The sequence below is a fragment of the Caulobacter sp. P1_B12_2 genome (assembly GCF_056406675.1).
This window is the reverse complement of sequence record NZ_JBFTZS010000568.1, coordinates 1-2,543: the sequence shown is the minus strand read 5'-3', so window position 1 is coordinate 2,543 and position 2,543 is coordinate 1. Positions and strand designations below refer to the sequence as shown.

Genomic DNA, 2,543 nt, shown 5'->3' with positions numbered 1-2,543 from the left:
CGGTCCCGGATCTTCGCGCTTCGCGCTCGTCCGGGATGACAGGATTTGTTGGCGCTCCTCCACACGCGGGATGAGCGGAGTATAAAATGACAGCCTCCGTCTTCGACCTGTTCAAGCTGGGCGTCGGCCCGTCGAGCAGCCACACCATGGGGCCGATGACGGCCGCCGGCCTGTTCGTCGGCCGGCTGCGTGACGCCGGCAAGCTGCCGGATGTCGTCCGGGTCGAGACGCGGCTCTACGCCTCCCTGGCCCTGACCGGCCGCGGCCACGCCACCGACCGGGCGGTGATTCTGGGCCTGATGGGCTTCGTGCCCGCGCAGTTGGATCCCGATGTCGGCGAGGCGGCCCTGGTCGAGGCCGCCGCCACCCAGTGGCTCCAGCTGGGCGGCGACGTCGGGATCAAGTTCGACGAGGCGACCGACATCATCTGGGCCGGCCATGAGCGCCTGCCCCAGCACCCCAACGGCCTGACCTTCACCGCTTTCGACGCCGCCGGCGCCGTGCTGGCCGAGCGCACCTATTTCTCGATCGGCGGCGGCTTCGTGCGCGACGAGAGCGAGATGGGCCGCAACACGCCGCCGGACGAGGGCCCCGAGATCCCCTTCCCGTTCGAGAGCGGCGCCGACCTGTTGCAGCGCGCCGCCGACGCCGGACTGACCATCGCCGGCGTCATGGGCGCCAACGAACTGTCGCGGATGAACGAGGAGGCGCTGAGCGCGGGCCTGGACCGCATCTTCGACGCCATGGAGACCTGCATCGACCGGGGCATGCGCGAGACCGGGATCCTGCCCGGCGGCCTGTCGGTCAAGCGCCGGGCCCGACAGATTCACCAGACCATCCAGGGCCGCATGGAGCGCCAGATCAGCGACCCGCTGGCGGCCATGGACTACGTCAACCTGTGGGCCATGGCGGTCAACGAGGAGAACGCGGCCGGCGGCCGGGTGGTCACCGCCCCGACCAACGGCGCGGCCGGCCTGATCCCGGCGGTGCTGCGGTTCTACCACCGCTTCCACAACGGCACGCCGCAGGGGGTGCGGGTGTTCCTGCTGACGGCGGCGGCGATCGGCGCGCTCTACAAACGCAACGCCTCGATCAGCGGGGCCGAGGTCGGCTGCCAGGGCGAGGTGGGCGTGGCCTGCTCGATGGCGGCGGCTGGTCTGGCGGCGGCGCTGGGCGCGACCAACGACCAGATCGAAAACGCCGCCGAGATCGGCATGGAGCACAATCTGGGCCTGACCTGCGACCCGATCGGCGGCCTGGTCCAGATCCCCTGCATCGAACGCAACGCCATGGGCGCGATCAAGGCCATCGACGCCGCCCGGCTGGCGCTGCTGGGCGACGGGCAGCACTCGGTGTCGCTCGACAAGGTGATCGCCACGATGAAGCGCACCGGCGAGGACATGAACGAGATCTACAAGGAGACCTCGCTTGGTGGACTGGCGGTGGGGTTGTCGGTCAACCGGGTGGAGTGTTGATCACTTGCCCCCTCCGGGCCTTCGGCCCTCCTCCCCCATAGGGGGAGAGGAACCGCGCTGTCGTCCTCCGCCCCCTATGGGCGGACAGGCGGCGAAGCCGCCAGGTGGGGGCAAGTGGGCAACCCGCCACCGTCTCCGACCGTTAAGCCTCACCATACCCGCCGTCGGAGTTCCCCATGCGCCTCATCCTAACCACCGCCGCCCTGCTGGCCCTGACCGCCTGCTCCGCCCACGCCTCCACCCCCGGCGCCTGGAACGATCTGCGCGTCCGCTCCGATAAGGCCTGCGTCGCCGCCGCCCAGGAGCTGCGCAACGTCCGTGTCACCGCCTATGGCGACACCTTCCAGTCGGTCACCGTCTCCAGCCTCGAAGGCGTCTACAAGCCCAAGCACATGAAGGGCGCGCGCGGCAAAGCCACCTGCGTGTTCGACAAGCGCAGCGGCCGCGCCGAGGTCCAGGAACTGCAGGTCCGCCGCTAGGCGACCGCGCCCGTAGACACTTGCGAAGGCGCGCGCCTCCCCATACGGTGCGCGCCGGGAACAGGAAGGGAACACGCATGACCGGGACCATTCGCGCCGGCATCGGCGGCTGGACGTTCGAGCCCTGGCGGGGCGGCCCCTTCTATCCTGACGATCTCAAGCAGAAGGACGAGCTGAAATACGCCTCGTCCAAGCTGACCAGCATCGAGATCAACGGCACCTACTATTCCACCTTCAAGCCCAACAGCTGGCAGAAGTGGCGCGACGAGACGCCCGACGACTTCGTGTTCTCGGTCAAGGCCAGCCGGTTCTGCACCAACCGCCGCGTGCTCTCCGAGAACAACGACTCGCTGGAGAAATTCCTGTCCCAGGGGATGGAGGAACTGGGTCCCAAGCTGGGGGCCATCAACTGGCAGTTCATGGCCACCAAGAAGTTCGACCCGGTCGATTTCGAGGGCTTTCTGAAGCTTCTGCCCAAGGAGATCGGCGGTCGCCCGGCGCGCCACGCCCTGGAGGTCCGCAGTCCGACCTTCGCCACCCAGGAATTCTATGACCTGGCCGCCAAGTACGGCGCGGCCATCGTCTATGC

The 2,543-nt window shown here is 68.6% G+C and carries 3 protein-coding genes; all 3 read left to right on the top strand.

Going from position 1 to position 2,543, the window contains the following annotated elements; genetic code table 11:
• Nucleotides 1–86: 86 nt before the first annotated feature.
• Nucleotides 87–1,475 carry an L-serine ammonia-lyase gene (locus AC1DZ6_RS23370; RefSeq protein ID WP_477099499.1) on the top strand — a complete coding sequence of 463 codons (1,389 nt, stop codon included), beginning with the start codon at nt 87–89 and terminating at the stop codon, nt 1,473–1,475.
• Nucleotides 1,476–1,651: 176 nt separating this feature from the next.
• Nucleotides 1,652–1,954 (top strand): hypothetical protein, encoded by a 303-nt coding sequence (locus tag AC1DZ6_RS23365; RefSeq protein ID WP_477099498.1) that lies wholly within the window; start codon nt 1,652–1,654, stop codon nt 1,952–1,954.
• A 77-nt stretch (nt 1,955–2,031) separates the two neighbouring features.
• Nucleotides 2,032–2,543: DUF72 domain-containing protein (locus AC1DZ6_RS23360; protein WP_477099497.1), on the top strand; the 512-nt coding region annotated here is incomplete at its 3' end.